At 59.8% G+C, this 21,697-nt stretch carries 24 protein-coding genes; 18 read left to right on the top strand and 6 right to left on the bottom strand.

All coding sequences use genetic code 11. From position 1 onward, the window contains the following. Positions 1–39 precede the first annotated feature (39 nt). The 5 genes from B150_RS0103950 (at position 40) to B150_RS0103970 (ending at position 5,539) form a co-directional block, all read left to right on the top strand. On the top strand, positions 40–2,412 hold the full coding sequence (locus B150_RS0103950) for an FtsK/SpoIIIE family DNA translocase (RefSeq protein WP_020398588.1): 2,373 nt from the start codon (positions 40–42) through the stop codon (positions 2,410–2,412). Positions 2,413–2,451: 39 nt separating this feature from the next. After that, entirely contained in the window at positions 2,452–3,138 is a 687-nt protein-coding gene (locus B150_RS0103955; protein WP_020398589.1) for a LolA family protein, read from the top strand. Positions 3,139–3,263: 125 nt separating this feature from the next. After that, positions 3,264–3,851 carry a hypothetical protein gene (locus tag B150_RS0103960; RefSeq protein WP_020398590.1) on the top strand — a complete coding sequence of 196 codons (588 nt, stop codon included), beginning with the start codon at positions 3,264–3,266 and terminating at the stop codon, positions 3,849–3,851. Between the two features lie 41 nt (positions 3,852–3,892). Further along, positions 3,893–4,675 carry an exodeoxyribonuclease III gene (gene xth / locus B150_RS0103965; protein WP_020398591.1) on the top strand — a complete coding sequence of 261 codons (783 nt, stop codon included), beginning with the start codon at positions 3,893–3,895 and terminating at the stop codon, positions 4,673–4,675. Between the two features lie 18 nt (positions 4,676–4,693). Continuing rightward, positions 4,694–5,539, top strand: coding sequence for a GNAT family N-acetyltransferase (locus B150_RS0103970; protein ID WP_020398592.1), 846 nt, complete (start codon positions 4,694–4,696; stop codon positions 5,537–5,539). A gap of 3 nt (positions 5,540–5,542) precedes the next feature. Here the strand turns inward: B150_RS0103970 and B150_RS0103975 are convergent, their stop codons facing one another. Further along, positions 5,543–6,238, bottom strand: coding sequence for a response regulator transcription factor (locus B150_RS0103975; RefSeq protein WP_020398593.1), 696 nt, complete (start codon positions 6,236–6,238; stop codon positions 5,543–5,545). A 178-nt stretch (positions 6,239–6,416) separates the two neighbouring features. On the opposite strand from B150_RS0103975, the gene ribA reads away from it, so the two are divergent. Next, complete coding sequence (gene ribA / locus B150_RS0103980) at positions 6,417–7,505, top strand: GTP cyclohydrolase II (protein ID WP_020398594.1); 1,089 nt, start codon at positions 6,417–6,419, stop codon at positions 7,503–7,505. A 3-nt stretch (positions 7,506–7,508) separates the two neighbouring features. Next, positions 7,509–8,030 carry a L,D-transpeptidase family protein gene (locus B150_RS0103985; protein WP_155859919.1) on the top strand — a complete coding sequence of 174 codons (522 nt, stop codon included), beginning with the start codon at positions 7,509–7,511 and terminating at the stop codon, positions 8,028–8,030. Here the strand turns inward: B150_RS0103985 and B150_RS0103990 are convergent. Further along, on the bottom strand, positions 8,027–8,698 hold the full coding sequence (locus tag B150_RS0103990; protein WP_020398596.1) for a YggS family pyridoxal phosphate-dependent enzyme: 672 nt from the start codon (positions 8,696–8,698) through the stop codon (positions 8,027–8,029). The genes B150_RS0103985 and B150_RS0103990 overlap by 4 nt on opposite strands. A gap of 81 nt (positions 8,699–8,779) precedes the next feature. Here B150_RS0103990 and B150_RS0103995 point away from each other — a divergent pair, with 81 nt between their 5' ends. After that, positions 8,780–9,367 (top strand): thiamine phosphate synthase, encoded by a 588-nt coding sequence (locus B150_RS0103995; RefSeq protein WP_202899795.1) that lies wholly within the window; start codon positions 8,780–8,782, stop codon positions 9,365–9,367. A gap of 10 nt (positions 9,368–9,377) precedes the next feature. Here B150_RS0103995 and B150_RS0104000 read toward each other — a convergent pair whose 3' ends face one another. Further along, positions 9,378–10,247, bottom strand: a complete 870-nt coding sequence (locus tag B150_RS0104000) for a porin (RefSeq protein ID WP_162139646.1) — start codon at positions 10,245–10,247, stop codon at positions 9,378–9,380. Between the two features lie 245 nt (positions 10,248–10,492). On the opposite strand from B150_RS0104000, the gene B150_RS0104005 reads away from it, so the two are divergent. From B150_RS0104005 to B150_RS0104025, 5 genes are all read left to right on the top strand, one after another. After that, positions 10,493–10,933, top strand: a complete 441-nt coding sequence (locus tag B150_RS0104005) for a DUF3576 domain-containing protein (RefSeq protein ID WP_020398599.1) — start codon at positions 10,493–10,495, stop codon at positions 10,931–10,933. A gap of 133 nt (positions 10,934–11,066) precedes the next feature. After that, a complete protein-coding gene (leuS, locus tag B150_RS0104010) occupies positions 11,067–13,631 on the top strand; it encodes a leucine--tRNA ligase (RefSeq protein WP_020398600.1) in 2,565 nt (854 codons plus the stop codon). Continuing rightward, positions 13,631–14,125 (top strand): LPS assembly lipoprotein LptE, encoded by a 495-nt coding sequence (gene lptE, locus B150_RS0104015; protein ID WP_020398601.1) that lies wholly within the window; start codon positions 13,631–13,633, stop codon positions 14,123–14,125. Before leuS ends, lptE begins: the two co-directional genes overlap by 1 nt. Beyond that, positions 14,122–15,141: a DNA polymerase III subunit delta gene (holA, locus tag B150_RS0104020; RefSeq protein WP_020398602.1), complete on the top strand. Its 1,020-nt coding sequence runs from the start codon at positions 14,122–14,124 to the stop codon at positions 15,139–15,141. The genes lptE and holA overlap by 4 nt, the downstream gene beginning before the upstream one ends. Beyond that, the gene (locus B150_RS0104025) at positions 15,138–15,713 is read left to right on the top strand and encodes a GDSL-type esterase/lipase family protein (RefSeq protein WP_020398603.1); all 576 of its coding nucleotides are present in this window, start codon (positions 15,138–15,140) and stop codon (positions 15,711–15,713) included. Before holA ends, B150_RS0104025 begins: the two co-directional genes overlap by 4 nt. On the opposite strand, the gene B150_RS0104030 is transcribed toward B150_RS0104025, so the two are convergent. After that, on the bottom strand, positions 15,710–16,678 hold the full coding sequence (locus B150_RS0104030) for a GlxA family transcriptional regulator (protein ID WP_020398604.1): 969 nt from the start codon (positions 16,676–16,678) through the stop codon (positions 15,710–15,712). The two genes, B150_RS0104025 and B150_RS0104030, sit on opposite strands and share 4 nt — an antisense overlap. Positions 16,679–16,782: 104 nt before the next feature. Between B150_RS0104030 and B150_RS0104035 the strand changes: the two genes are divergently transcribed. Next, the gene (locus B150_RS0104035; protein ID WP_020398605.1) at positions 16,783–17,454 is read left to right on the top strand and encodes a DJ-1/PfpI family protein; all 672 of its coding nucleotides are present in this window, start codon (positions 16,783–16,785) and stop codon (positions 17,452–17,454) included. Positions 17,455–17,530: 76 nt separating this feature from the next. Here the strand turns inward: B150_RS0104035 and secB are convergent, their stop codons facing one another. Together secB and B150_RS22130 are read right to left on the bottom strand one after the other, a co-directional pair. Continuing rightward, positions 17,531–18,100 (bottom strand): protein-export chaperone SecB, encoded by a 570-nt coding sequence (gene secB / locus B150_RS0104040; RefSeq protein ID WP_020398606.1) that lies wholly within the window; start codon positions 18,098–18,100, stop codon positions 17,531–17,533. Between the two features lie 120 nt (positions 18,101–18,220). Then, positions 18,221–18,703: an FxsA family protein gene (locus B150_RS22130; protein ID WP_025897542.1), complete on the bottom strand. Its 483-nt coding sequence runs from the start codon at positions 18,701–18,703 to the stop codon at positions 18,221–18,223. A 114-nt stretch (positions 18,704–18,817) separates the two neighbouring features. Here B150_RS22130 and B150_RS0104050 point away from each other — a divergent pair, with 114 nt between their 5' ends. The 4 genes from B150_RS0104050 to B150_RS0104065 are packed head-to-tail and all read left to right on the top strand — an operon-like array spanning position 18,818 to position 21,645. Continuing rightward, complete coding sequence (locus B150_RS0104050; RefSeq protein WP_020398608.1) at positions 18,818–19,474, top strand: Tim44/TimA family putative adaptor protein; 657 nt, start codon at positions 18,818–18,820, stop codon at positions 19,472–19,474. 2 nt (positions 19,475–19,476) lie between these two features. Beyond that, positions 19,477–20,694: a murein transglycosylase A gene (gene mltA, locus B150_RS0104055; RefSeq protein WP_020398609.1), complete on the top strand. Its 1,218-nt coding sequence runs from the start codon at positions 19,477–19,479 to the stop codon at positions 20,692–20,694. After that, the gene (locus tag B150_RS19660; RefSeq protein WP_020398610.1) at positions 20,687–21,283 is read left to right on the top strand and encodes a Smr/MutS family protein; all 597 of its coding nucleotides are present in this window, start codon (positions 20,687–20,689) and stop codon (positions 21,281–21,283) included. The genes mltA and B150_RS19660 overlap by 8 nt, the downstream gene beginning before the upstream one ends. Continuing rightward, a complete protein-coding gene (locus B150_RS0104065) occupies positions 21,280–21,645 on the top strand; it encodes a helix-turn-helix transcriptional regulator (protein ID WP_020398611.1) in 366 nt (121 codons plus the stop codon). The genes B150_RS19660 and B150_RS0104065 overlap by 4 nt, the downstream gene beginning before the upstream one ends. The last annotated feature ends 52 nt before the right edge of the window (positions 21,646–21,697 follow it).

Here is a 21,697-nt window from a genome sequence, read left to right on the forward strand (position 1 = left end):
GCAAAAACGGCTAAATCGGCAAAAGACAAGGCACCCTTGTTGCCACCGGCTTTTGTCGTCTTTCTCAAAAGCACCGCATGGCGTGCGCTCGGCCTCGCGCTCATCGCCTTTGCGCTCAGTGTGCTTGTCTCGCTCATCAGCTATAACCCGGCCGACCCCACCATCAATAATGAAGCCACGCGGGAGGCCACCAACTGGCTTGGTGCATACGGTGCCAACATCGCCGACGTGCTGATGCAGACATTGGCGCTTGCCGCTTACCTGCTGCCGCTTCCCATCGCACTTTGGGGCTTCAAGCTCTTGTGGCTCAAGTGGCTGCCGCAGTTCTGGCTCAACCTCACCTTTGTGCCGGTCAGCCTTATCCTTATCGCTATCGCGCTAAGTGTGGTTGCCCCCGCGCCTGACTTTGTCGTGCAGGCGGGCTATGGCGGCGCGCTTGGCCAGCGGCTCTATCTGCTGCTTGTTGAGCTTTTTGCCGGTTTTGTCATCCCGGCGTGGGTGTATGGCCTTGTGTTCGCGGTACTTGGCATTCCGGCCTATGCCTTCACTTTTGCTTTTACAAAAGAAGAGTGGGCGCGTATTGGCCGCGCGCTTTGGTGGGGGATCACCAATATGGGGCGCGGCCTCGCGTGGACTGGCCGCATGATCGCGAGCGGTGTTGCGGCGACCTTCTCCGCCGTCTTCCGCCGCTCGGATGCGCGGGAAGACTATATCGACGATGATGAACCGCCGTTCGAGGTGAATGAGACCCGCGAACCATTGGCACCGCGCCGGCCCAAGGCGAAAAAGCCTGTGGTGCCGGAGAAACGCGTCAAACCGCAGGCCAAGCCTGAACGCGGCAGGCGCGAAACCAAGGAAGCGCAAACGGTGCTCGATTTCGGTGATGCGGGCGACTTTGGCCTGCCGCCGCTTGAACTGCTGGCACCACCGCCGCCGCCCGAGAAACTGGGCCGTATCAGCGAAGAGTCGCTCGAGCAGAATGCCCGCATGCTTGAGGGTGTGCTGGATGATTTCGGCGTGCAGGGTGACATCAATGACGTGCGCCCCGGCCCTGTGGTCACGCTTTACGAGCTAGAGCCCGCGCGCGGCACCAAGTCTGCTCGCGTGATTGGCCTTGCTGACGATATCGCGCGCTCGATGAGCGCCATCTCCGCCCGTGTGGCGGTGGTGCCGGGCCGGAACGCCATTGGTATCGAACTACCGAACAGCGACCGCCAGACCGTCTTCCTGCGGGAACTGCTGGCGAGCCGCGACTATGAAGCCACCAAGGCGCGGCTGCCGGTTGTGCTCGGCAAGGACATTGGCGGCGCGCCGGTAGTGGCGGATCTCGCCTCGATGCCGCACCTCCTTGTCGCGGGGACCACCGGTTCCGGTAAGTCGGTCGGTATCAACACCATGATCCTGTCGCTTCTCTACCGGCATAGCCCGGAAAGCCTGCGCCTCATCATGGTCGACCCCAAGATGCTCGAGCTTTCGGTTTATGACGGTATCCCGCACCTCCTGACCCCTGTGGTGACCGAGCCGAAGAAGGCTGTGGTCGCGCTCAAGTGGGCGGTCCGGGAGATGGAAGAGCGTTACCGGAATATGTCCAAGCTTGGCGTGCGCAACCTCGCGGCCTTCAATAAACGCATTCAGGAAGCGCGCGAAAATGGCGAGCGGCTGTCGCGCGAAGTACAAACCGGCTTCGACAAGGAAACCGGCCAGCCGGTTATGGAGCAGCAGGAGTTCGACTTCCAGCCGCTGCCCTTCATCGTGATCGTGATCGACGAGATGGCCGACCTGATGCTTGTGGCGGGCAAGGATGTGGAAGCCACAGTGCAGCGCCTCGCGCAGATGGCGCGGGCGGCGGGCATCCACCTTGTGATGGCGACCCAGCGCCCATCGGTGGATGTGATCACCGGCACCATCAAGGCCAACTTCCCGACGCGTATCAGTTTCCAGGTAACCTCGAAAATCGATAGCCGCACCATCCTTGGTGAACAAGGGGCGGAGCAGCTTCTGGGCATGGGGGACATGCTGTTCATGGCCGGTGGCGGACGCATCACGCGGGTGCACGGTGCCTTTGTCGCCGACCAGGAAGTGGAAAAGGTTGTTACCCACCTGCAGAAACAGGGCGCGCCCGAGTATCTTTCGGAAGTGACCGAAGAACCTGAAGAGGGCTTTGACAGTCCGTTCATCCCCGGTCCATCTGGCGGTGGTAGTGATGATGACAACAGCCTCTATGATCAGGCGGTGGCCATTGTGATCCGCGACAAACGCGCGTCGACAAGCTATATCCAGCGCCGGCTCAAGATCGGTTACAACAAGGCGGCCTCGATCATTGAGGAAATGGAAGACCAAGGCGTCATCAGTGCGCCCAACCATAAGGGCCAGCGCGAAGTGCTGGTGCCGGACCGCGACGAAGAATTTTAAAAGAGGGGCCTTTTCGCCTCTCCAGTGAAGGATAGATGAATGCGCTTTGGCGTGATGTTTTCGCTCATGATGGCCCTCAGCCTGCCTGCCGCCGCGCAGCAGAAGGTGGAGGACGAGCTGCCGCCACTCGAGGAAAAAGTGTTGCCGGGGGACCAGAACCTGCGCGCGCTTGGCGACATTCAGGACTATATGAAGGCGGTCACCAGCATCAAGGCCAAGTTCCGCCAGCACAGCCCTAACGGCACGGTGGCGGAAGGCACGCTATACCTTGAGCGTCCCGGTTATATCCGCTTCGACTATACCGACGACACACCCTTCCTTGTGGTGGCGGACGGTAAGACGCTCAATTTTGTCGACTATGAAATCGGGCAGGTGAGCAAGTGGCCGGTCAAGGACACGCCGCTTCGTGCGCTCCTCGGCAACTCGGTCGACCTCGCCGCGCTTGGTGCGCATATCGAGCTTGAGCCCGCGGGCGCCAAGGGCGTGATTGCGCTGACGGCGCAGGATAACGACCGGCCCGAGCTTGGCACCATCACGCTCTATTTCCGCAAGATCAACGACACCAAGGGCGGCCTGCAGCTGACCTCTTGGGCGGTGGTGGACGCGGAGGACCGGGTGACCTATGTGGAAATCCGCGACCCGCAGATCAATGTGGACATTGAAGACAAGCTCTGGACCTTCGAGGACCCGCGCGGGCTTTCAAAACGCCGCCGCGTTCGTCCGTGATCTCTGGCCTGACTTTTGGCCTGATCTTTCGCGTTCGTCCCGCATTTCCGCTTGCGCGCACCTCTTGTGCGGGCTAGGCCTTTGCCTATATCTCACGTGGGAATCATGCAGGAAAAAGGCTGAAAATGACGATCGAAGAAGACGATATTTCCGAGCTTTTTGAAGAATCGCCGGGGCTGAAGGCGGTCGCACCCTTCCTCAAGCTGGCGACAAGTGTGCACTGGTTCAGGGCGCTTGGTGAAGACCCTGACCGCCGCACAGTCGACATCGCCCGCGCCTACGTCGACGCGCTCGGTTTCCCCGAAGCGGACCCCGCTTTCCTCGCCGACTGGGAAGAAGCCGCCGATGCCGCCGAGAATACCGAAATCAACAGCCCGGCCTGGGAAGCGGAAGAGCAACTGCGCGCGGCCCTCACCGACGATGCACTGGATGTGCTTGACGAGCAGACGCTCGAGATGGTCATGACCCATGTGGCGACCGAAACGTCTGAGGCCATTGAGCAGGCAGCGATGGAAGCAGCCCAGGAGCTTCGCATCTTTGACGAAGAGTTTGTGCGCGCGGTCTCGGGCGCTGCCGTTCAGGCTGTGTATCAGGCCACGCTCGCCGCGATCACGGGTGCGGATGAGGATCATCCCTTTGTGCTGCGCTTCCAGCTCTTTGAAAAAGGGCGCTGGCCTATCGGCGTGATTGGCAATAGTTTCCTGATATTCTGATAAAAAATTCGGCAAAAACACATTCTGGCGGGGAGGCCTTCATGCGCATCATCACTTGGAACATCAACTCGGTCCGGGCACGGCTTGATATCGTGCGCCAACTCATCGAGGAGTATAACCCCGACGTGCTGTGCCTGCAGGAAATCAAGGTACAGACCGACATGTTCCCGCGCGGCTTCTTCGAGGATATGGGCATGCCCCATCTCGCCATCCATGGCCAGAAGGGTCACCACGGTGTGGCCACGGTCGCCAAGGCACCCTTTGATGACAGCTTCCATATCGACTGGTGCGGCATGGGCGACGCGCGCCATATCGCCATCAAGCTGAAGGAAGGGCCGACGCTCCATAACTTCTATGTGCCCGCAGGCGGTGATGAGCCGGACCCGCTGATCAACGACAAATTCGCCCACAAGCTGAAGTTTGTGGAAGAGATGACCACCTGGTCGAAGGAACTGAAGGAACCCAGCATTCTGGTGGGGGACCTCAATATCGCGCCGCACGAGAATGACGTGTGGGACCACAAGAAACTCCTCAAGGTCGTATCGCACACACCGATCGAGACCGAAGGCATGATCGCGATGATGAAAGCCCATGACTGGGTCGATGTGATGCGCGAATTTACCCCGCTGCCCGAGAAGCTCTTTAGCTGGTGGTCTTACCGCGCGCGTGACTGGGATGCGGCTGACAAAGGCCGCAGGCTCGACCACGTGTGGGTCAGCCCCAGCCTGAAGCACACGCCGGTGCATATGGAAGTGCTGCGCGGCGCACGGGGCTGGGAGAAGCCAAGCGACCACGCGCCGGTACTGGTGGATTTCAAATTCTAGGAACAAGCGAGCAAGGCCATGGCGGGTGAGTACCACATTGAAACAATGACCCGCGATGACGTGGAAACCGCGATCGAATGGGCGGCGCGTGAGGGCTGGAACCCCGGCCTGAATGACGCCGCCTGCTTCTATCAGGCTGACCCGACCGGCTTTTTCAAAGGTGTGCTGAGTGGCGAGACCGTCGCGACCGGCAGTGCGGTTTGTTATGATGACAGCTACGCTTTCTGCGGGCTTTATATCGTGGCCCCCGAACACCGCGGCAAGGGCTATGGCCTCGCGCTCACAAAAGCCCGCCTCGCCTACTGCGGCGACCGCAATGTGGGCATCGATGGCGTGCTCGAGAATGTGAAAATTTACGAGCGCATCGGCTACACGGCCTTCTATGAGAACTGCCGCTTCCACGGTGAAGCCAATGCAAGCGGTGCTATCGCGTCCGCTATCATAGACCTCGGCCCCACAAGCCTCGCCACCATCCGCGCCTATGATCGCCAGTGTTTTCCTGCGCACCGGGACGCGTTCCTGAACGCCTGGCTTGGCCAACAGGAAGCCCGCACAGTGGCTTATGTGGAAGACGGCGCAGTGAAGGGCTATGCCGTGCGCCGCAAGTGCCGGGAGGGCTACAAGGTCGGCCCGCTGTTCGCTGATGATGCGGAGATTGCGGGGGCGCTCTTCGATGCGCTGCAGGCGGACATCAAAGGCGCGCTCATCATCCTCGACACGCCGGAAAATAACCCGGCGGCAGTGAGCCTCGCCACCCGCTACGGCATGGAAAAAGTCTTCGCCACCGCGCGCATGTACCAGAAGGGCATGCCCGACATCGCCAACGAGAAGATATTCGGCATCACCACGTTTGAGTTGGGGTAGCCGTTAAGCCCCCAGCCCCTGCAGGCTGTAGCCTCCCGGCTCAGTAATCAGGATGCGCGCAAGGTTGGGTTGCGGTTCGATCTTCTGGCGCAGGCGGTATACGTGGGTCTCCAAGGTGTGGGTGGTGACGCCCGAGTTATAGCCCCACACTTCCGTCAGCAGTTCCTCGCGGCCCACGGGTTTGCCGTTGGCGCGGTAAAGATACTTGAGGATCGCGGTCTCTTTCTCGGTCAGGCGCACCTTCTTGCCGTTTTCCTTTTCCTCGAGAATCTTGCCTGAGGGGCGGAACTGGTAGGGGCCGATGTCGAAGGTGGCGTCTTCGCTTTGTTCATACTGGCGGAAATGGGCGCGGATGCGGGCGAGCAGCACAGTGAAGCTGAACGGCTTGGTGACATAATCATTGGCGCCAGCGTCAAGGCCGAGCACGGTGTCCGCGTCGGACGTGTTGCCGGTCAGCATCAGGATCGGCACCGAGATGCCCTGCTTGCGGATACGTTTACAGAGCTCACGGCCATCCATGTCCGGCAGGCCCACATCAAGGATGATCATATCAACCTGATTGTCCTTGAGGAAGGCGAGCGTGTCGGCGGCGTTGCCCTGCTCCGTCGTGGAAAACTCATCACAAAGCGCGAGCTGGTCCGCAAGGCCTTCACGAAGGTCCACGTCGTCATCAACAAGAAGCAGTTTCCTCACAGCCATATTTTTCACTCCTCCGCGTGCGGGTAGAAAATTATTTTCCAGTATGCGTTAACCAGCCCTATATAAGAAGCCGAAAGCTTTCGTACCATCACACACACTCACATTTGATTGATCATGTCGTGACGGATAAGCGAAATCCAGTACTGACATTGTCGCATTTTCCCCTATATGAGGGTGCATGACAGATTTGGACAAGGACCTCCTGACGCTTGAGCGTGCCGCAGACGACCTGCGCCGCGGCTATATGGCCGTGGTGTCGGACGGCAGCCGTGCGGTTGCGCTGATCCCGGCGGAGCTTGCGAACACCCCTTCGCTCGCGCGTTTTGACGAGTTCACTGAGGGCTCCTTCATCCTGCTGACCAACAACCGCGCCGCCAGCCTCAAGGTGGCGGGCGAAGACTGGCCGGTGGTGCGTATCGCGCGCCCCGCCTGGATGAGTGCGGCGGATATTGTGGCGATGGCCGACCCGACGCTCGATCTTTCCACCCCGCTCAAGGGCCCGTTCAAGCGGCTCAATCACCCGGATGAAGCGGTGGACCGTGCGGCGGTGAAGCTGGTCAAATGGGCGCGGCTGTTGCCGGCGGTGGTGGCGGCGGAAGTGCCGCTTGGCTTCGCGAGTGAACATGGCTTCCTGAGTGTACCCGCGACGGTGGCGCTTGAGGCGGACTATACGCAAGCCGCCAAGCTGCGGCAGGTGGCCTCGGCCCGTGTGCCGCTTGCGGGGGCGGAGAATACTCGTCTTGTTTCCTTCCGTCCGCTCGTGGGCGGCATTGAGCATATCGCCATCGTGATTGGTGAGCCGAACCGGCATGACCCGGTCTTGATGCGTATCCACAGCGAATGTTTCACTGGTGATCTCTTGGGCTCGCTCAAGTGTGACTGTGGCGAACAGCTGCGCGGCGCCATCAAGGCGATTGGCGAAGCAGGCGGTGGTGTGCTCCTTTACCTCGCGCAGGAAGGCCGGGGCATCGGGCTTATCTCCAAACTGAAGGCCTATGCGCTGCAGGACCAGGGTTATGACACCGTGGACGCCAACACGCGCCTCGGTTTCGATGTGGACGAGCGGGTTTTTGCGCCAGCGGCAGAGATGCTCAAGGCACTTGGTTTCCCAGCCGTGCGGCTGATGACCAACAACCCGGACAAGGTCGCGGGGCTTGAGCGTTTTGGCGTGACAGTGGCGGAGCGTGTGGCGCACAAGTTCCCCACCAACCCGCATAATGAAAATTACCTCGCCACCAAGAAGGCCCGCACCGGGCATCTTCTTTAAGCCATGACAGTCTGGACCGTCATTCAAAGTGAAGACGACCCAAGGCGCGGGCGGCTTATCGGCCCCATGTATGATGCACCCTGTGCACTTGGCCGCACCGGCATGATCCCGGCGGACGCCAAGCGCGAGGGTGACGGCGCCAGCCCCATGGGCACCTATCCGTTCCGGCAGGTTTATTATCGGCCAGACAAGGTCCCACGCCCCATGTCAGGCGTGCCGGTTGGTATGCTGAAGCCGGACTATGGCTGGTGTGATGACGCTTCAAGTGCGCACTACAACAGGCTCGTGCGCCTGCCCTTCGGCCCAAGCCATGAGAAGATGTGGCGCGATGACGATGTCTATGATGTGGTGGTGGTCATTGGCCACAATGACAGCCCGGTGATCAAGGGCCTTGGCAGCGCCATTTTCATGCATGTAGCGCGGGAAGGCTATACGCCCACGGAAGGCTGCGTTGCGCTCACCCTCAAAGACCTCACCCGCTTCCTGCGGCAGGTCGGCCCTGACGATAGCCTCAAAATCGGTTAGCGGTAGTCGCGCGCGCCAAAGATGGCGGTGCCGACACGGATGTCCGTCGCGCCCATGGCGGCAGCTAAGGCATAATCCCCGCTCATCCCCATTGACAGGCGCGGCAGCCCATGGCGTTTCGCCAGCTTCTTGAGAAGCGCGAAGTGCATGGTTGGGTCCTCGTTTGCGGGTGGGATGCACATCAGGCCGACAACCTCAAGGCCAAGCGCCTTGCAGCCTGCCAGTAGCTCCGGCAGTTCCTCAAGCGCGCAGCCGCCCTTCTGTTCCTCACGCCCCGTATTCACCTGGATATAGACCGGCAGCTTTTTACCCTGCTTCTCCATCTCGCCCGCGAGCGCTTTTGCGAGCTTGAGGCGGTCAACCGAGTGGATTACGTCAAAAAGTGCGACCGCATTTGAGGCCTTGTTGGTTTGCAGGCCACCAATCAGGTGTAGTTCCACATCCTTATAGTCGGGCTTAAGCTCCCCCCAGCGTTCTTCCGCTTCCTGGACCCGGTTTTCGCCAAACACCCGGTGCCCGGCCTCAAGCGCGGCGCGTACTTTCTCGATCGGCTGCACCTTGGAGACCGCAATCAGCTTTGGCTGGTTAATGGCGGTGTCCACATGTTTGCAAGTGCGTTCAATCTCGTGGCGGACAGCGTCGATATTGGCTTTGATGTCAGGCATCATGGCAGCGGCCTTCCCGGGGGCTATAAGGTTCATATTTGGCTTATGCACCCTATGTGCTACCACACGGCTATGGTCAAGTTCATGCGCGAAAAAAATCGGCAGTTCCGTTTTCATCCGCTCGCCAAAGCGGCGGGTGTGGACATGCTCGTCTTTTGCACAGATGCCGCACGCGTGCCGGACCCTGCCAAAGTGATCGCAAAACTGCCCCAGGGCAGCATCGTTATCTGCCGTGATTATGAGCATCCGGACCGGGAGGCTTATGCGCGTGAGCTGCGCGCCATCACCCATAAAAATGGCCAGTTTCTGCTGGTTGCAGGCGATGTGGCGCTGGCGCGGCGCGTGGGCGCGGACGGTGTTCACCTGCCGGAGTATATGCTTGGCGCGCGCCACATACTCAGTGGTTTTCGCCTTGTGACCGCGGCCTGTCATGGCAAGTTGGCCATGCGCCGTGCGGAGCAGCTTGGCGTGGATTTTATCCTTGTTTCACCGGTGTTTAGCACGCGCAGCCACGCGAATGCCCGTACCCTTGGCCCGCACCGTTATGCGCGGCTCACATCCCGCACACTTTCCGCACACATTGCGCTCGGTGGCGTGAACGTGCGAACAGGGCGTGTGTTGCGTGGTTTAGGTCTCGCCGGTGTTGCGGCGATAGACGGATTATCTGATTGATAATAAGGGCTTAGAAGCTCAGCTTGCCGCCGAGGAAGACCATCTGCGACTTCTCGCCCGCTTCCGGGTGCAGCATCATGCGGCTGCCATAGTCATAGTAGCGCACGCCGCCCTGCAGGCCGATATTGCCGGACAGGCGGTAGCTCGCGCCAAGCTCAACCGAGATGATGTTGCGGGCTTCATTCTCAATGCCGTAAAGGTCTGCGCCTTCCTTGTATTCATTGAGGCTGAGGCGCGCGGCCCAGCTTGTCGCCTGGTAGGAGAAGCCAACGCCGTAACCGGAAATGTCACGCTCGAAAAGGCTTTCCTGGCGCATCATCGACGCGTCCAGATTGAAGCCGGAGTAGCCAACGGTCACGCCGAAATTATAGTTCCGCTCCGCCATGTCGCTGGTCGCGAGTGGCGAAAGCGAAGGGATACCCTGCATCGACAGCCGGTAGTTGCTCTCGAGCGAGATCTCAAGCCCGGCAGCATGCGGGTTGCTGCTCAGCGGCAGGCTGAACCCGGTGCGCGAGGACGCGTCAAACAGGTCCTGGCCATAAGCACCGCGCACGAGTCCGTCAGGCGCGAGAAGCGAGGAGAAATCAGGGCGCTCGCCCGCATTACCGATCACACCCATGCCGGGCTGCGGCGCGCTGCGGTCGCGAAGGTAAAAGAAACCATTGTCCTTCGCGCCAGAAGTATCGCGCAGGCTCAGTTCCAAGTCCTTGATTTCACCGGATTTTTCTTTTTCGTCCGTGGAGCGGATCTTTGCTACCTGCTCGGCGATGAAGAGATCGAGGCTCTGCATGAAACCGGTCGCTTCAAAACGAGCTTTATCCTCGGCTGCGGAGGCAACTGAGGTGCCGCAAACCATCAGGGCGGCAATTACCGATTTCAATACGTACTTCATGACCTTGGGGAGACTCGCTCTCGTCGTTCCTTCCATGGTAAGGACTCTAGCCCCCAATATGCAAGATGGCTGGGCAAAAATAGGGCAGCCTGTGTCCTCGCTGCCACTATTTCATCCACTTTCTGTCTGGTCAGGGCCTTTTATGGTCGCTATAACCCGCATTAAGCCATGGTTGCTCCACATTTCGAGTGTAGCACCCGTGTGACGATAAAAACGAATCTACGGGGTGTAGCATGCAGAATTTTGCCCGGACCGTTATGGCGCTGTCGCTTGTACTTGCGCTTGGTGCCTGTTCCGGATTGTTTGGCGGCAAGGATGACAAAGGCGCGGGGCTTGCCCCACGCACGACAGCGATTGGTGTGAACGGTTACCTCTGGCAGGCAACGCTCGACACCCTGTCCTTCATGCCTTTTGATCAGGTTGAGCCTTCGGGCGGTGTTATCACGACCGACTGGCACTCCACGGCTGATGCGCCGAACGAGCGCGTGAAAGTCACGGTGCAGTTCCTGTCGGAAGACCTGCGCTCGGACGCGATCCGCGTTTCCATCGTGCGCCAGGAGCGTGAAGAAGGTGGTGCGTGGCTCACGGTGCCCGTGCAGGCGTCCACCAAGCTTCAGGTTGAGGAATCCATCCTCGCCCGTGCCCGCCAGCTTCGCATCGCGAAACGCGGCTAACCAAGGCTTGCGCCCCGGCTGGTCGCAGCCGGGCCATACCAGTTTCATCATGCGCCGGGCGTTTGCCCGGCTCTTGCAGTTTTACAACATGCCGCCTGACCACAGGCAGCCATCCTGACCGAGACCAAAAAACATGTCGCGCTATAACGCTAAGGCCACCGAAGCCAAATGGCAGAAAGTCTGGAGTGAGGGCAAAACCTTCAAGACGGACAGCAAGTCAGACAAGCCCAAATATTATGTGCTTGAGATGTTCCCCTACCCATCGGGCCGTATCCATATGGGTCACGTGCGGAACTACACGCTAGGTGACGTTGTGGCGCGCTACCGCCGTGCAAACGGCTATGAGGTGCTGCACCCCATGGGTTGGGATGCGTTTGGTATGCCGGCGGAGAACGCGGCGATGGAACGCAAGGTCCACCCCGCTGACTGGACGTATGACAATATCGCCAACATGCGCGACCAGCTGAAGCAGGTTGGCTTCGCGATTGATTGGGACCGCGAAATCGCGACCTGCGACGCCGAGTATTACGGCAAAGAACAGCAGATCTTCATCGACTTTTTCAATGCGGGCCTTGTCTACCGCAAGGAAAGCTGGGTGAACTGGGACCCTGTGGACAATACCGTGCTCGCGAACGAGCAGGTGATTGACGGCAAGGGCTGGCGGTCTGGCGCGCAGGTTGAGCGCCGGAAACTGAGCCAATGGTTCCTCAAGATCACCGATTTTGCTGAAGAGCTGCTCGATGGTCTCAAGACGCTTGAGCGCTGGCCCGACAAAGTGCGCCTGATGCAGGAAAACTGGATCGGCCGTTCGGAAGGCCTCAAATTCGGCTTCGAGATTGCGGAAACCGGCGAGACCCTGCCGGTCTACACCACCCGCCCCGACACGCTGTTTGGTGCGAGCTTCTGTGCCATTGCGCCCGACCATCCGCTTGCCGCGAAGCTGGCGGAAGAAAACGCAGAACTGGCGGCGTTTGCCGAGGAGTGCCGCAAGACCGGCACCACGGAAGAGGCGATCGAGAAAGCAGAGAAGCGCGGCTTCAACACCGGCCTTCATGTGCGCCACCCGCTGGATAAGGATTGGCTGCTGCCGGTCTATGTGGCGAACTTCGTGCTGATGGATTATGGCACGGGCGCGATTTTCGCCTGCCCTGCCGGTGACCAGCGCGACCTTGATTTCGCCCGCAAATACGACCTGCCAGTGATCCCGGTGGTGCTGCCGGAAGGCGAAGACGCGAGTACTTATGAGATCGGCACCGAGGCCTACACCGGCCCCGGCAAGATGTTCAACAGCCGCTTCCTCGACGGCATGGATGCCGCGGACGCCAAAGCGGCGCTGATCGACAAGGCAGAAGCCGAAGGTTGGGGTGAGCGTACCGTCAATTACCGCCTGCGCGACTGGGGTGTATCCCGCCAGCGTTACTGGGGCACGCCGATCCCGTTTGTGCACTGCGACGACTGCGGCGTGGTGCCGGTGCCCAGTGACGAGCTGCCAGTCAAACTGCCGGAGGATGTCTCCTTCGACAAACCGGGCAACCCGCTCGAGCATCATCCGACCTGGAAGCACACTAAATGTCCGTCCTGCGGCAAAAAAGCGGTGCGCGAGACCGACACGATGGACACATTTGTCGATTCGTCCTGGTATTTCCTGCGCTTCTGTACGCCGGACGCCGACGCGCCGTTTGAAAGCGACGTTGTCAACGAATGGCTCCCGGTCAAACAGTATATTGGCGGTGTAGAGCATGCGATCCTGCACCTCCTCTATGCGCGGTTCTTCACCCGTGCGCTCAAGCACGTGGGCCGCACCAATATCGCGGAGCCGTTTGACGGCCTGTTCACGCAGGGCATGGTCACTCACGCCACTTACAAGGACAGCGACGACGAATGGGTGTTCCCGGAAGTGGTGCGTGCGCGGGATGACGGCTCGCTCTACCGGTCGGATAACGGTCTTGAAGTGACCGAAGGCCGCATTGAGAAGATGTCCAAGTCGAAGAAAAACGTGGTCGACCCCGATGACATCATCGACCAGTACGGCGCTGATACCGCGCGCTGGTTTGTGCTCTCGGACAGCCCGCCGGAGCGGGACCTCCTTTGGACCGAAGCAGGCATTGAAGGCGCATGGCGTTTTGCCCAGCGTGTATTCCGCCTTGTGGACACGCCGCCGGCACCGATTGGCGCGTACGGCGTGAAACCGCCTGCCGAGCTTTCGAAAACGGCAGAAAATCTGCGTAAAGCCACACACAAGACCATCGAAGGTGTGACCGCGGATATCGAGAACCTGCACTTCAACAAGGCCGTTGCGCGCCTCTATGAATTCGCCAATGCCGTGGGCGGCAAATGCACCGGCGATGGCGCGCCCGAAGCACTGCGTGAGGCGCTTGAAGCGCTCGTGCTGCTCGTCGCACCCATGATGCCGCACCTCGCGGAAGAGCTTTGGAAGAAGCTTGGTCACAAGGAACTGGTTGCCAACACGCCGTGGCCGAAGGCTGAGAAGGCTTTCACCGTGGACGACACGGTCAAGATGGCGGTGCAGGTGAACGGCAAACTGCGTGACACCATTGAGGTGCCCAAGGACATGCCGAAAGAAGAGGTTGAGAAAATCGCCCTCGCGTCCGAGAATGTGAAAAAGTTCACGGATGAAGGCACGATCCGCAAGGTCATTGTGGTGCCGGGCCGCATCGTCAACATCGTGGTAGGCTGATGAAAAAACTTGGCGCGTTTGCTCTCCTGCTTCTTCTGACCGCATGCGGTTTCCGTCCGCTCTATGAGGCGGACGGTTCTTCGGGCGCAATGCAGGAGCATCTGGCCAGTATCGAGGTGGCACCCATTCCGGACCGCCTCGGCCAGCAGATGCGCAACCGGCTTCTCGACCGGCTGAACACCGGCGGTGTGCCGCGTTACCGGCTTGAGGTCAGCCTCGCGCAGGAAAGCGAAGGTTACGGCATCCGCCCTGACGCTGCCGCGACGCAGGAACAGCTGACCATGTTCGCAACCGTTAAACTGGTGGACCTGAACGGCGAGGGGCTGGTATTTGAGGAAAACATGCGCTCCACCACGTCCTATGACCTCGTGCTTTCGGACTATGCGATCCTGACCCGGCGTGAGGATAGCGCGCGCCGCCTTGTGCTTGAGCTCGCGGAACGTATCCACCGCCGCCTCGCCATCCACTTCAGCAAAGCAGACGCAGAAGAGTGAAACCGAAGCCAAGGGACATACCGGCGATCCTCAAGTCGCTTGACCCCAAGGTTCGAGCGGTGCTGATTTTCGGCCGGGATGACGGCCTCGTGCGTGAGCGCGCCGAGAAGATCGGCAAGCAGATCACGCCTGACCTTTCTGACCCCTTTCAGGTCGCGCGCCCCACAGCATCAGACATCAAGGAAAGCCCGAGCATCCTGCTCGACGAAGTCGCCGCACTTTCGATGATGGGCGGCAGGCGCCTCATCCGCCTTGAAGGTGCAGGCAATGAGGCGACAGATGCGGTCAAGCTTGTGCTGGATAGTGAGCTCGGTGATGGCCTTCTGGTTATCACAGCGGGTGACCTCAAGCCCACTTCAAGCCTCAGGAAACTCATGGAAGGTGCCAAAAACGGCATCGCCATCGCCTGTTACGAGGACAGCGCGCAGGACTTGATGGGCCTCGTGCAGTCGGTGCTTTCAGAGGCACGGCTCAGTGCCACACAGGATGCGGTGGCTTACCTTGTTGATAACCTTGGTGGTGACCGCATGGTCTCGCGAAGTGAGCTCGACAAGCTGGTGCTTTATATGGGCGCGGGCGGTGGGCAGGTAACGATCGAGGATGCCAAGGCCTGTGTGGGCGACACGGCTGCGCTTGGCCTTAACCAGATCGCGGAAGCGGTGACGGCAGGCAACCTCAAGCAGCTTGAACGTTTCCTTGAGCGCGCGTGGACGGCAGGCGAAAGTGCCATCGCCATCATCCGCACGCTCCAGAACCGCATGATGCGTATCCATCTGGCGCGTGGCTATATGGAACAGGGTATGAGCGCAAACGATGCTGTCGGCAAGCTGCGCCCGCCGGTGTTTTTTGGTGAGCGTGACCGGTTTGTCGGCGAAGTTAGTCGCTGGGGTACAAGGAAGGTCGAGATGGCGCTTGAAATCCTGCTTGAGGCCGAGCTTGACTGCAAGACCACCGGCAACCCGGCGGATGTGATTTGTGCGCGCGCGCTCCTGCGCCTCGCCAAGGCGGCGAAATGACCATGCGCATCGGCTTTTTTGGTGACAGTTTCATCGCTGGCATTGGCGACCCTGAAGGCAAAGGCTGGGTTGGTCGCGTGTGTGAGCGCGCGGGCATCACCGCCATCAACTTCGGTGTGGGCGGCGACACGGGGGAAGATATCCTCGCACGCTGGCGGCGTGAGGCCGAGGGCGCACACCTTGACCGTATTGTATTCTCCTTTGGCGCCAATGACTGTTTGCTGACCGAGCGTAAGCGCATCCGTGTGGGGCAGGTGGACCGCCTCAAGATCGCCAAAACCCTGATGGTGGATGCGGCGCGTGTTGCACCTGTGCTGTTCGTGAGCCCGCTTCCCATCGCTGGTGACAAAGCGGCCACCACCCGTATTGGCGAGATGGCGCGGCAGCTCATCACCTTCACGCGCCTTCATAAAACGCCTTATGTGAATATCTTTGAGGCCGTGAACGCCGCATCCATGTGGCACGAGGAAGCCATGGCTGCGGACGGTGCCCACCCCGGTGCGATGGGGTACGAGCTTGTTGCAAGCCTTGTGGAAGAAAGCCCTGAGTGGCAGGCGTGGTTGAAGGATTAAACTGACGCCTGCATGCCGTGCAGCTTGCGGTAGGCCGTGGGGCTGAGGCCGAAGCGTTTTTCAAACACCTGAATAAGCCGGGCCGACGAGCCGAAGCCAGATGACGCGGCGACGGATTTGACCGGCATATCTGGCTTCTCCAGCAGCGCGCGGGCAGCATCAAGGCGCAGGCGCTCAAGGTAACGCGCGGGCGTCGTGCCCATCTCGGCGACAAACTTGCGGTGGAAGCTGCGTTCGCTCATGCCTGCAGCGTCTGCGGCGTCAGTCACGCTGATATTCCCGCCCATATTCTGGCTCATCCAGTCTACTGCCTTTGCAATCGTCGAGGTGCTTTTCACTTGTCCCTCAAGAAGCGCGCTGAACTGGCTCTGGAAACCAGGCCTGCGGGCATAAACCACAAGGCGTCGGGCAATTTCCATGGCGAGTTTGCGGCCATGGTCGCGCTCCACAATGGCAAGGCTCATGTCGATACCTGCGGTCACACCAGCCGAGGTCCAGAATCGCCCGTCTTCCACATAAAGCGCTTCCTCATCCACCTTGATGTCCGGGTAAAGGCGCGCGAGTGCGCGGGTCGAGCGCCAGTGTGTGGCCGCCCGTTTGCCCGCAAGCACGCCAGCCGCCGCAAGCAGGAATGTGCCTGTGCATACGCTCGCCACCCGCTCCGCCCCGTCTGCCATGGTTTTGACCCATGCGCGCAAAGCGTTGTCTTCAGCGGCTTTCCGAATGCCGTCACCGCCTGCCACAATGAAGGTGTGTACCGGGCCTGCTATCTCCGTATAGGGCACAGTCTCAAGCCGGATGCCACAGCACATGGCGGTGGAGGTGCCCTCCGGGCTCGCCAGCGTGATGTCATACTCCGCGCGGCCATAAGCTTTGTTCACGGAGGCAAAGACCTGCGCGGGGCCGGTCACGTCCAGTATCTGGGCATGATCAAAACAAAGAATAACCAGCTTTTTGGTGCTCATGGCTTTAGCCCTTTGGCAGAAATCATAAATAAAATGTCATATCTGCCAAAAGGGATCAAGCGTAAGCTTTTCAGAGATCCCGATCATAACAGCGAGATAAGATCATGAGCATCACCATTGGCTTCCTGCTATTCCCCGACATGACCAACCTGGACTTTGCCGGGCCTTTTGAAGTGTTTTCGCAAGTACCGGGCGCAAAGGTTCACCTTGTTGCCAAGTCCATTGATGCCGTCACGGCTGACAAAGGCCTGCGGCTCCTACCTGACACGACGTTTGCCGACTGCCCGCAGCTTGATGTGCTCTGTGTGCCCGGTGGCCCGCATGTGGATTTTCTTTTCAGTGATACAGAAACCCTGTCGTTCCTCAAGAAGCAGGGTGACGGCGCCAAATATGTCACGTCCGTCTGCACCGGTTCGCTCATCCTTGGCGCGGCAGGGCTCCTTGAGGGCTACAAAGCCACGTCGCACTGGACATCGGTAGACATGCTGTCCCACTTCGGCGTGGTCGCGACCAAAGGCCGTGTGGTCAAGGACCGGAACCGTATCACGGGCGGCGGCGTGACCGCGGGGATCGATTTTGCCATCTCCGTCGCGGCAGAGCTTGTGGGTGAACAGGTGGCGAAGATGATCCAGCTCGGGCTTGAATATAACCCGGCGCCGCCCTTTGTTGGTGGTCACCCTGATGTAGCGGAGCCTGAGATCGTCGCGGCGGTCGGTACCATCATGCGCGAACGGCTGGACCGACGGCGCGCAGCCGTGGGTAATTTTGCGGCCTGATGGCCTTCACAAACGAAAACCGGCTGATGAGATAAACCCATCAGCCGGCCTGCATTTCGGAAAATTTACTGCCTGATTAATTGAGATTAATCGGGGCAGGGTCTTCGCTACTTGACGCGCCAGCATTCGCTGACCCGCCTTGTTGCGCTTCCTGTGCCGTTTGGGCACGGTAAAGCGCTTCGAAGTTGATTGGCTCCAGAAGGAGCGGCGGGAACCCGCCATCGCGGCTTGCATCCGCAATAATGCGGCGTGCAAACGGGAACATCATCATTGGCGCCTGCACGAGCAGGAAGGGCTTCAGTGCCTCTTCCGGAACGTTGCGGATGCCATAAAGGGAGCAGTAAGCAAGCTCAACCACGAAAGCAACTTGCTCGCCACCGTCGGTGGTTGGTGCCGTTGCTTTGGCGGAGATCTTCAGCTCAACCTCGTAAACTTCATCGTTCATTTTGCGAACGCCGACATTGACGTTCACGTCAATGGCCGGTTTTGCACCAGCGAGAGCCTGAAGGCTTGCCGGGGCGTTCGGGTTTTCAAACGAAAGGTCTTTTACATATTGTGCAATGACGCCTGCTTGCGGGCCTTCCGCACCAGCCGGTGCCGGGCCGCCTACTGGCGTTTGGTCATTCCCAAATTCATTATCAGCCATTTTGTCACTCTTTTTTGTCTGCCACCCCCCCAAACCACCTGGGTTGGCGAATCTGGGCAAACGGCTAGCACGGTTTGAACGGTTGAACAATAAGCAATTATGCCGGAAGTGGCGGATTTCCTAATTTTTTGGCCGGTCTGTGTTATGCCTATCAGTGTCGGCTTTCTCCGGCGGCAGGACCTCGACGTCCTGAACGCGCTCCCCATCACTCCAGAACTCGCCTTCAATGATGATGTTGTTGCGCCGTATGGTGTCTGACCGGTTGGTCATCATCCAGCGCGTAATACCCCGCCCGAGCCAAAGCCTGAGCGGCGGAATGAGGAGAAGGGCGCCAAGGAAGTCGGTCATGAAACCGGGGATCAGCAGGAAAAACCCGGCAAGGGCAAGGAAACCGGCGTGCACAATCTGTGTGCCGATACGCTGCCCCTGAAGGTTCCTGAGCGTGGAAAGCCCCTGTGCTCGCACAATGCTGAGGCCGACAGCCGCCGTCAGAAGGCACAGCAGTACCGTCTGAAGGGCACCGATCTCGCCGCCAACATCAATGAGGATAGACAGTTCAACGACCGGGATCGCCAAAATTAACAACAATATGAGTAAGGGCATTCCTTGTTCTTTCTCTCAATTCCGCCTATCTATAAGGGCATAAGTGGCCGCATCTTCAATAGTATGTTGTCTTAAATGGACAAGATTTAGGCTGAACCCGATAGACAGGACATCATGTTAGACATCATTCTTCTCGCTATGCTTGCCGGTTTCATTATCCTCCGGCTGCGTTCGGAACTGGGTAAAAAGACAGGCAACGAACCGTTGCCGCCTGCCGCACCTCGTGCGTCCCATGGTGGTGAACAGGGCGGTACTGCAGCGAACCAGCGCAGCACTGCGCCGGCACGCGAAGATAACGTCATCGACATGGAAGAAGACGCAGGCCTGCGTCGCGGCTATCAGGATATTCGCCGTGCGGACCACAATTTTGATGTGCCGACTTTTGTGCAAGGTGCCCGCGCAGCTTATGAGATGATCCTCGAAGCTTTCTGGGCCGGGGACCGCGACACGCTGAAGGAATTCCTTGATGACGGCGTTTTCAACCAGTTCTCCGCGGCGCTTGATGCGCGTGAGCAGAACGGCTACCGGGTTGAAAACAAGCTGATCGATATTGACGAAGCCAACATAATCAAGGCACAGCTGACAGGGCGCACTGCCGAGATCACTGTGCACTTCAAGGCCGAGCTGATCGCCGTCACCAAGGATGCGGACGGCAATCTTGTGGAAGGTGACCTCTCGGACGCTGTTGAAGTCAACGACCGTTGGACCTTCGCGCGCGACACCAAATCCCGCGACCCGAACTGGCTTCTGGTTGCCACCCGCGCAGGCTAACGATGGCCGGCCGCGTTTTCCGATATCTCGGCATCCTCGCCCTTGTAGCGCTACCGTTTCTGGTGGCGCTTTTTCTGATGATGGACAAAAAGCCCGAGGGGCTGCATTTCCGCGCTGTGCCCTTTGCAGAGCTGCCGGGCTGGCGTGCGGATGACCTGCATGAAGCCTTGCCCGCGCTCCGTAAAAGCTGTGATAGCATGCGCCGCCAACCGGATGCGCGGACGCTGCCTGGCGCCAAGATTGCAGGCACAATGGGCGACTGGGCCGAGGTGTGTGAGGTTATCCTTTCCGCCGGGCCGGAAAGCGACCTGCGCAGCTTTTTTGAAAGTGCGTTCCAGCCGCTTGAAGTCTCGCTCGGCGGTGACACGGCAGGCATGTTCACCGGCTATTATGAAACCCTCCTCAAGGGCAGCATGGCGAAAAGTGAGCGCTACAGCACGCCGCTTCACGTGAAACCGCCAGAGCTTGTGAGCGTGGACCTCGGTGCCTTCCGGTCCGACCTCAAGGGTCGCCGTATCGCAGGCCGAGTTCAGGGCGACAGGCTTGTGCCCTATTATGACCGCGAAGCCATCGCCACCGGCGCACTTGATGGTCGCGACCTTGAGCTCCTGTGGGTCGATGATCCGGTTGATGCGTTCTTCCTGCATATTCAGGGCTCCGGCCGGGTGCTGATGGAAGATGGCCGCCTCGTGCGTGTGGGCTACGCCAGCCAGAACGGTCACGCCTATACTGCCATTGGGCGGCAACTGATTGCCGAGGGCGCCATCCCGCGCGAAGAGATGTCCATGCAGGCAATCCGCGCGTGGCTTGAAGCGAACCCGGGCCGCGTGGATGAACTTATGAACTCAAACGCGTCCTACGTATTCTTCCGCCTGCTTGAAGACGGCGACGGGCCGTTTGGTTCAGCCAATGTGGCGCTGACAGCTGGCCGCTCGCTCGCAGTGGACATGAGCCACCTTGCGCTTCATGTACCCGTCTGGCTTTCAGCCACATACCCAGACCCTACTAGCCGGGAGGCGGAACCGCTGCCGCTTGAGCGCCTGATGGTGGCGCAGGACACCGGCGGCGCCATCCGCGGTGAAATCCGCGGTGATGTGTTCTGGGGTTTTGGCGCAGAGGCGGAGGAAATCGCCGGCCGTATGGCCAACAAGGGCCGCTACTGGCTGCTGCTGCCCACGCCGCTTGCCGCCAAGCTTCTTGAAAGCCAGAACGGTGGCTAGGAAGAAGGACCCGCTATCCGCGCGGGACCGGGAGATCTGGCAGAAGGTAACCGAGAGTGTACAGCCGCTGGGTAAGCGTGGTGATGCGCCGCCGCTCGCGCCGCTGCCGAAAATCTACATTCAGGAAGAGACACGAAGCCTGCCGATGGAGTGGCACACCCGCCCTTCACCGAAGCCTGACAACAGCATTGACCGCCGCATGCAGCGCCAGATCGCGACCGGCCGGCAGGAGGTGGACCGGTCGGTTGACCTGCACGGCATGACGCAGGACCGTGCGTTTGCAACCCTCAAACGCACGATTGAGGGCGCAATCAAGCGCGGCGACAAAACACTTCTGGTGGTCACGGGCAAAGGTGGCAGGCGCTTCAACCAGCTTGACGCCACACCTGCGGCCTACCGTACCCGAGCGGATTTTGACCAGCTTGGCGGTGTGCTCAGGCGCATGGTGCCGCTGTGGCTTGAGGGGCCGGACCTCAAACCCTTCATCCAGTCTTATGGCACCGCGTCGCCCGACCATGGTGGTGACGGTGCGCTTTATGTCATCCTCAGACGGCGTATGCCCGGTAGCCGGAAGGACCGGTCCACATGACCCCGTTTGGTGAAAAACTCCGTGCCCTTCGGGACGCGCGCGGCATGACCCAGGCGGAGCTTGCGAGCGCGCTTGATGTCAGCCCGGCTTACCTCTCGGCGCTCGAGCACGGCAAACGCGGCGCACCCTCGTGGGCCTTTATGCAGAAGGTGATCCAGTATTTCGGCCTTATCTGGGACGATGCCGAGCGGTTGCATGACCTTGCCCGGCTCTCGAAACCCAAGGTCACGATCGATACGAGCGGCATGGACGAACGCGCCACCCGCGCCGCCAATCTCCTTGCCCAGCGTATTGGCCGCCTGACCGACCGCGAGCTTGACCAGCTGCTGGCCTTCCTCTCCGATCAACCGCGCGCGGGCTGAATAGATTCTTTCGGCTGGCATTCGTTTCCTGTTTGTTCTAATCTCCACTACC

The sequence above is a fragment of the Kordiimonas gwangyangensis DSM 19435 = JCM 12864 genome (assembly GCF_000375545.1).
Lineage (GTDB): Bacteria > Pseudomonadota > Alphaproteobacteria > Sphingomonadales > Kordiimonadaceae > Kordiimonas > Kordiimonas gwangyangensis.

What these genes read in the sequence shown, in the direction of transcription:
- B150_RS0104030 (WP_020398604.1), bottom strand. Translation starts at nt 16,678, where the DNA reads ATGAGCACCAAAAAGCTGGTTATTCTTTGTTTTGATCATGCCCAGATA.
- B150_RS22130 (WP_025897542.1), bottom strand. Translation starts at nt 18,703, where the DNA reads ATGCCCTTACTCATATTGTTGTTAATTTTGGCGATCCCGGTCGTTGAA.
- B150_RS0104035 (WP_020398605.1), top strand. Translation starts at nt 16,783, where the DNA reads ATGAGCATCACCATTGGCTTCCTGCTATTCCCCGACATGACCAACCTG.
- lptE (WP_020398601.1), top strand. Translation starts at nt 13,631, where the DNA reads ATGAAAAAACTTGGCGCGTTTGCTCTCCTGCTTCTTCTGACCGCATGC.
- B150_RS0103985 (WP_155859919.1), top strand. Translation starts at nt 7,509, where the DNA reads ATGACAGTCTGGACCGTCATTCAAAGTGAAGACGACCCAAGGCGCGGG.
- B150_RS0103970 (WP_020398592.1), top strand. Translation starts at nt 4,694, where the DNA reads ATGGCGGGTGAGTACCACATTGAAACAATGACCCGCGATGACGTGGAA.
- B150_RS0104005 (WP_020398599.1), top strand. Translation starts at nt 10,493, where the DNA reads ATGCAGAATTTTGCCCGGACCGTTATGGCGCTGTCGCTTGTACTTGCG.
- leuS (WP_020398600.1), top strand. Translation starts at nt 11,067, where the DNA reads ATGTCGCGCTATAACGCTAAGGCCACCGAAGCCAAATGGCAGAAAGTC.
- B150_RS0104065 (WP_020398611.1), top strand. Translation starts at nt 21,280, where the DNA reads ATGACCCCGTTTGGTGAAAAACTCCGTGCCCTTCGGGACGCGCGCGGC.
- B150_RS0103990 (WP_020398596.1), bottom strand. Translation starts at nt 8,698, where the DNA reads ATGATGCCTGACATCAAAGCCAATATCGACGCTGTCCGCCACGAGATT.
- B150_RS0103960 (WP_020398590.1), top strand. Translation starts at nt 3,264, where the DNA reads ATGACGATCGAAGAAGACGATATTTCCGAGCTTTTTGAAGAATCGCCG.
- B150_RS0104025 (WP_020398603.1), top strand. Translation starts at nt 15,138, where the DNA reads ATGACCATGCGCATCGGCTTTTTTGGTGACAGTTTCATCGCTGGCATT.
- B150_RS0104050 (WP_020398608.1), top strand. Translation starts at nt 18,818, where the DNA reads ATGTTAGACATCATTCTTCTCGCTATGCTTGCCGGTTTCATTATCCTC.
- B150_RS0103955 (WP_020398589.1), top strand. Translation starts at nt 2,452, where the DNA reads ATGCGCTTTGGCGTGATGTTTTCGCTCATGATGGCCCTCAGCCTGCCT.
- B150_RS0103975 (WP_020398593.1), bottom strand. Translation starts at nt 6,238, where the DNA reads ATGGCTGTGAGGAAACTGCTTCTTGTTGATGACGACGTGGACCTTCGT.
- B150_RS0103995 (WP_202899795.1), top strand. Translation starts at nt 8,780, where the DNA reads ATGCGCGAAAAAAATCGGCAGTTCCGTTTTCATCCGCTCGCCAAAGCG.
- xth (WP_020398591.1), top strand. Translation starts at nt 3,893, where the DNA reads ATGCGCATCATCACTTGGAACATCAACTCGGTCCGGGCACGGCTTGAT.
- ribA (WP_020398594.1), top strand. Translation starts at nt 6,417, where the DNA reads ATGACAGATTTGGACAAGGACCTCCTGACGCTTGAGCGTGCCGCAGAC.
- secB (WP_020398606.1), bottom strand. Translation starts at nt 18,100, where the DNA reads ATGGCTGATAATGAATTTGGGAATGACCAAACGCCAGTAGGCGGCCCG.
- mltA (WP_020398609.1), top strand. Translation starts at nt 19,477, where the DNA reads ATGGCCGGCCGCGTTTTCCGATATCTCGGCATCCTCGCCCTTGTAGCG.